3 protein-coding genes and 2 pseudogenes are annotated in these 4,893 nt (G+C 62.5%); 4 read left to right on the top strand and 1 reads right to left on the bottom strand.

Annotated elements, in window-relative coordinates:
* The 3 genes and pseudogenes from D3227_RS39665 to D3227_RS39655 all read left to right on the top strand — a co-directional run.
* Positions 1-213: transposase (locus tag D3227_RS39665; protein ID WP_147377821.1), on the top strand; the 213-nt coding region annotated here is incomplete at its 5' end.
* Positions 214-598: 385 nt separating this feature from the next.
* Positions 599-1,815: pseudogene (locus tag D3227_RS39660) on the top strand (sensor domain-containing diguanylate cyclase).
* 70 nt (positions 1,816-1,885) lie between these two features.
* Positions 1,886-2,590 carry an SOS response-associated peptidase gene (locus D3227_RS39655; protein ID WP_120019387.1) on the top strand — a complete coding sequence of 235 codons (705 nt, stop codon included), beginning with the start codon at positions 1,886-1,888 and terminating at the stop codon, positions 2,588-2,590.
* A 181-nt stretch (positions 2,591-2,771) separates the two neighbouring features.
* On the opposite strand, the gene D3227_RS39650 is transcribed toward D3227_RS39655, so the two are convergent.
* Positions 2,772-3,767 carry a methyltransferase gene (locus tag D3227_RS39650; protein ID WP_120019388.1) on the bottom strand — a complete coding sequence of 332 codons (996 nt, stop codon included), beginning with the start codon at positions 3,765-3,767 and terminating at the stop codon, positions 2,772-2,774.
* Between the two features lie 240 nt (positions 3,768-4,007).
* Between D3227_RS39650 and D3227_RS39645 the strand changes: the two are divergent.
* Positions 4,008-4,749: pseudogene (locus D3227_RS39645) on the top strand (IS5 family transposase).
* Positions 4,750-4,893 lie beyond the last annotated feature (144 nt).

The raw sequence follows: 4,893 nt of genomic DNA, 5'->3' as shown, positions 1-4,893 counted from the left end.
GCGGACATCGGCGCCAAGGCGGTCATCCCCTCCACCCGCTCCAGATCAGAACCGATCCCCCATGATCCGCTCATCTACCGATGCCGCAACCGCATCGAGCGATGCTTCAACAAGCTCAAGCACTTCCAACGCTTCGCAACTCGCTACGATCGACGCGCCAGCCACTTCCTCGCCTTCATTCACCTCGCCGCTGCAATGATCTGGATGCGATGAATGTCGATTCAGCCTAGTGGGCATTGGTCCTAGGCTACCAGGGCCATTGGTCGATATTGCCCTTACATTAGCTTCAGCGCATGTTCATGTTAGCCGGCGAGGTCGCAGAAGCCGGTCAGGCCCGGCGGCCAACCCATACATCCCCCCCCGGCAGCCGGGCCACCGACCTCGCCCGTGTGGATCTCTGAAAGAGCGCCGGCCCGACAGCCCAATAGCCAGCCAGGTCATTCCAAAGCGGCCGGCGCTGCATGCACCGAGGCCACGCGTTCCGGCGGCTTCCATTTACCGAATGTTCAGCAACGTTTCGCATGTTTGCGCCGGGGGACGATGATGTGCGAGGCAGACGCCAATGCATCGAAACCTTGTCGACGCGCCTCCCTTGGCAATGGACGAAGACAGCATTGAGGCCGGACGGCTCGGGGCGCTCGAGCGCTTCGACGTCCTGGACACGCCTCGCGAGGAAGCCTTCGACCGCATAACCCGTCTGATCCGCAATATCTTCGACCTGCCGATCGCCGTCGTTTCGATGATCGACGGGCACAGACAGTGGTACAAGGCCTATGAAGGTCTTGAAAACCGCGAGGTCGGCCGCAACGAGACGTTCTGCAAATACACCTTGCAGGAGCTGACGCCGCTGGTCGTTCCCGACGCGCAGCAGGATCAGCGCTTCGCGCAGAACCCGCATGTCACCGGCAATCCGCATATCCGTTTCTATGCCGGCGTTCCGCTGCGCACCGGCGACGGCCACGCCATCGGAACGGTGTGCGCCATCGGCTATGAGCCGCGCCAGTTCAATGCCCGTGAAACGGCGATCCTTTGCGATCTGTCGCAACTGGCCATGGACACGCTCGAGTTGCGCCAGCTTGCTGCGGTCGACGCCCTCACGGGCACGCTGTCGCGCCGCGCGTTCAAGGAACAGGCGGCACATGCCATGGGACTGGCCCGGCGCCACAAGCACGACCTGGCATGCATCACCCTCGATCTCGACCACTTCAAGACGGTCAACGACCGCTACGGCCACGCCGCCGGCGACAAGGTTTTGGCCGCCATGGCCAAGGCATGCCGGCAGCACCTTCGCGGCAGCGACCTGTTCGGCCGCCTGGGCGGCGAGGAATTCGCGCTTCTGCTGCCGCATACCGACCGCAAGGGCATGACCGAGGTGGCGGAAAAACTGCGCGGCGCCATCGGCAAGGCCGAAATCAGGCATGGTGCATCGAAAATCCCCGTTACTGCCAGCTTCGGCATGGCGGCGCTGGATGCGCGAACCCAGGACATCGACCAGTTGCTGGCCATGCCGGCACTGCGCTCTACGAAGCCAAGGCAGCCGGCCGCAACAGATGCGTCGCCTTTCGTGCGCCCGATGACGTGGCCAAGGGGCCGCGCCGGCGGGTGCTGAAGGCCGGCCGCATCCTGTTCAACAACCGCATGTCGTCCATCGACTGCACGGTAAAGACCTTGGCCGACGACGCCGCGGGGCTGGATGTGATCAGTTCGATCGGCGTGCCGGAGACGTTCAACCTGGTCATCCGCGCGGATGCCTTCGAGACGCGCTGCCGCATTGTCGCGCAGACCGAGCGGCACATCGAAGTCGAATTCTGCTGAGCGACGGCGCCGTTCGAGCGTCTTGCGGAGCCCGGTTGCGTAGCCGGGCCAATTCCGCAATTCTGCTTATATGTGCAATCTCTACAATATCACCACCTCGCAAGAGGCCATCCGCCAGTGGACCCGCGCACTGCGCGACATCGCCGGCAACCTCGAGCCCTCGGTCGACATCTATCCCAACCAGTTCGCGCCCGTGGTGCGCAACACGGCGGACGGAGCGCGTGAGCTTGCCAATCTGCGCTGGGGCATGCCGACGCCGCCGGAGCGCATGCGCGGCAATGCCGATTCCGGCACCACCAACATCCGCAATCCGCAATATGGCCACTGGCAGCCCTTTCTCGGCGTCGAGAACCGCTGCGTCGTGCCGGTGACCAGCTTTGCCGAACCGAGCCCCACGCCCAGTCAAAAAGACCCGGAGACAGGCGTCCAGAGGAACTACTGGTTTGCGCTGAGCGAGGAGCGGCCGCTGTTCTTCCTCGCCGGCCTGTGGACGCCCTGGCAGGGCGTGCGCAAGGTCAAGGAAGGTCCCAGCGAGCACGAGCTCTACGGTTTCCTGACCACCAAGCCCAACGCGCTGATCGCGCCGATCCACGAGAAGGCGATGCCGGTGATCCTGACGAGCCAGGAGGAGACGGAGATTTGGCTGAGCGCACCGTGGTCCGAAGCGAGAAAGCTGCAGCGCACGGCGCCGGACGATGCGTTGGTGATCGTCGAGAAGCCGGCGACGCAGATCAAGTTTCCGGCGCAGGCGCCGGCGCAAGGCTCGCTGTTCTAAGCAAGACGATCTGGCAGCGACCGGGAGATCGTCCCGGACTGTGGGGCAAGGACAAGCTCGCGCAGAAGGGGCCGCACACCCGCCATGCGCGCCCCCAAGTCCGAAAGAATTGGTTTCAGCTTTCAGCGTGGTCCCACGCCTCACCTAGGCTCAGGACCCATTAAATCGCTCGGCGAGACCTTCATCCGTAGGCCGGAGACGCCTCAAGGATGGAAATGGGTCCTCGGGTCTGAATCACTCGTTCAAGCCGTAGCCCGGCGGCGTCGAACAGGCTTGCATACTGTGCCTCCGTCCTCTCCAGGCCGCCGGTGACGGCGAGCATGACCACGTCGATACCTTTAATCTGGTTCGGTTCGTCACCCGGCGGCACGAGCGTCTCGGCCACAAGCACCTTCCCGTTCGGTAGCATCGCCTTGCGGCAATTTCGCAGGATCGCCGCAGCACGCCCATCGTCCCAATCGTGAACGACCTTCTTAATGACGTAGACGTCACCACTGGGAACGCTCTCAAAGAAATCACCAGCGATAAATTCGGTGCGCGGCAGGTCGCCTCCGGCACCCTCATGTGCCGCCGCGACGCCCGAAGGCAGATCGAAAAGCACGCCGCTCAAATGGGGGTTGCGGGCCAGGATCGCCGAGAGAAGCTGACCATGTCCGCCGCCAACGTCGATGATCCGCGTGAACGGCCTGAAGTCACAAGCTTCGGCAACGGCCTCGTTGCTGCCTTGGCTCAAGGCGACCATGGCACGCTGAAACAAGGCAGCCTGCTCGGGGTGTTCCGACAGCCAGTCAAACCTTGGGCTCCCAAACACCTTGTCGAAGGCTGGCTTTCCTGTGCGGACAGAATACAGGAGTTGCTCGAAGGCAAGATAAGCCTCGCTGTTGATCATACTGACGAAGTCGCGGGGACCCGGCTGATCGGAGCGCAGCACGGCGCCAATCTCCGTCAACTCGAAATGACGGGGCGCTACTTCCCTAAAGATCCCTTCAGGCGCGAGAAGTCGCATTACACGATAAAGCGCGTCAGCATCTGACTGAGTGGCAGCCGCTAGTTCATCCACCGACCGCTCGCCGACGGCCAGAAGATCGGGGACGCCGAGTTCGATAATGACGCGCAGCGCCTGTGACACAGCGAACCCGAATCCTAGCCTCATGATCTGTTGCGACGCGCTGGGCATGGGCCTTTTTTCCTCGACTGTCTGCGTAAGCTTAGCAGAATTGAGCGAGCGCAATCCAGGCATCGCTTCCCCAAATTGGAGAAGAGCTGACGAGGGCCCGAGAATTACGTTTGCCCCTTCCTGTTGATTCCATTTTTTGAGCCGATAGCGTCGACAGTGCCGCGACGAGCGACCGGTGCGCCTAGGCACTTGCTCGGGGGTGTAAGGCTTGATTCCGTTGCACCTCCTGGAGGTGCCGTCATGGGTGGTCTGTTTTGGCTTACGAAGGCGCAGATGCGCCTGATCTCGCCTAATTTCCCGCTGTCGCATGGGGTGGCGCGCGTCGATGACAGACGCGTGGTGAGCGGCATAGAGCGGATAGCGCTGGCGCGACGCGCCTGCGGCCTACGGTCCGCACAAGACGCTGTACAACCGGTTCATCCGCTGGAGCCGCATGGGCGTGTTCAACCGCATCTTCGCGGCGCTGGCCGGAGCGGCGGGTGCGCCGGAGACGGCAATGATCGACGCGACCCACCTGAAGGCGCACCGCACGGCGTCGAGCCTGCTCAAAAAGGGGCTCTTCCCCCGATGTATCGGGCGCACGAAGGGCGGCCTGAATTCCAAGCTGCACGCCGTTTGCGATGACCAAGGTCGGCCTCTCATCCTGGCCCTGACAGAAGGCCAGACAAGCGATTACAAGGGTGCCGCGCTGGTCTTCGACCGTTTGCCGAACACCAGGGCTCTTATCGGCGACAAGGGCTATCACGCCGACTGGCTGCGCGCGGCGCTCGTCGCCCGCGGCATTGCGCCCTGTATCCCACCCAAGACGAACAGAATCGAGCCGGTCCCCTACGACCGAACCCTCTACAAGGCCCGCCACAAGATCGAGATCATGTTCGGGCGCCTCAAGGACTGGCGGCGCGTCCATACCCGCTACGATCGCTGCGCCCACACATTCATGGCCGCTATCGTCATACCAGCCATTGTTACCTTCTGGCTCTGATCAATGAGGCCTGACCCTAGTCATCTGAATCTAAATTTCGTGGCATAAGGATTGTTCCGCCTTCTGGCAGAAGCGTTTGACGGAGGCGAGAATGTCGTCTGCGGACTTGGTCCATCGATATGGCTTGGGGTTCTCGTTGTGGCG

The sequence above is a fragment of the Mesorhizobium waimense genome (assembly GCF_003601975.1).
Lineage (GTDB): Bacteria > Pseudomonadota > Alphaproteobacteria > Rhizobiales > Rhizobiaceae > Mesorhizobium > Mesorhizobium waimense.
Note: the sequence above shows the minus strand (reverse complement) of the source record. Positions and strands in the feature narration are given on the sequence as shown.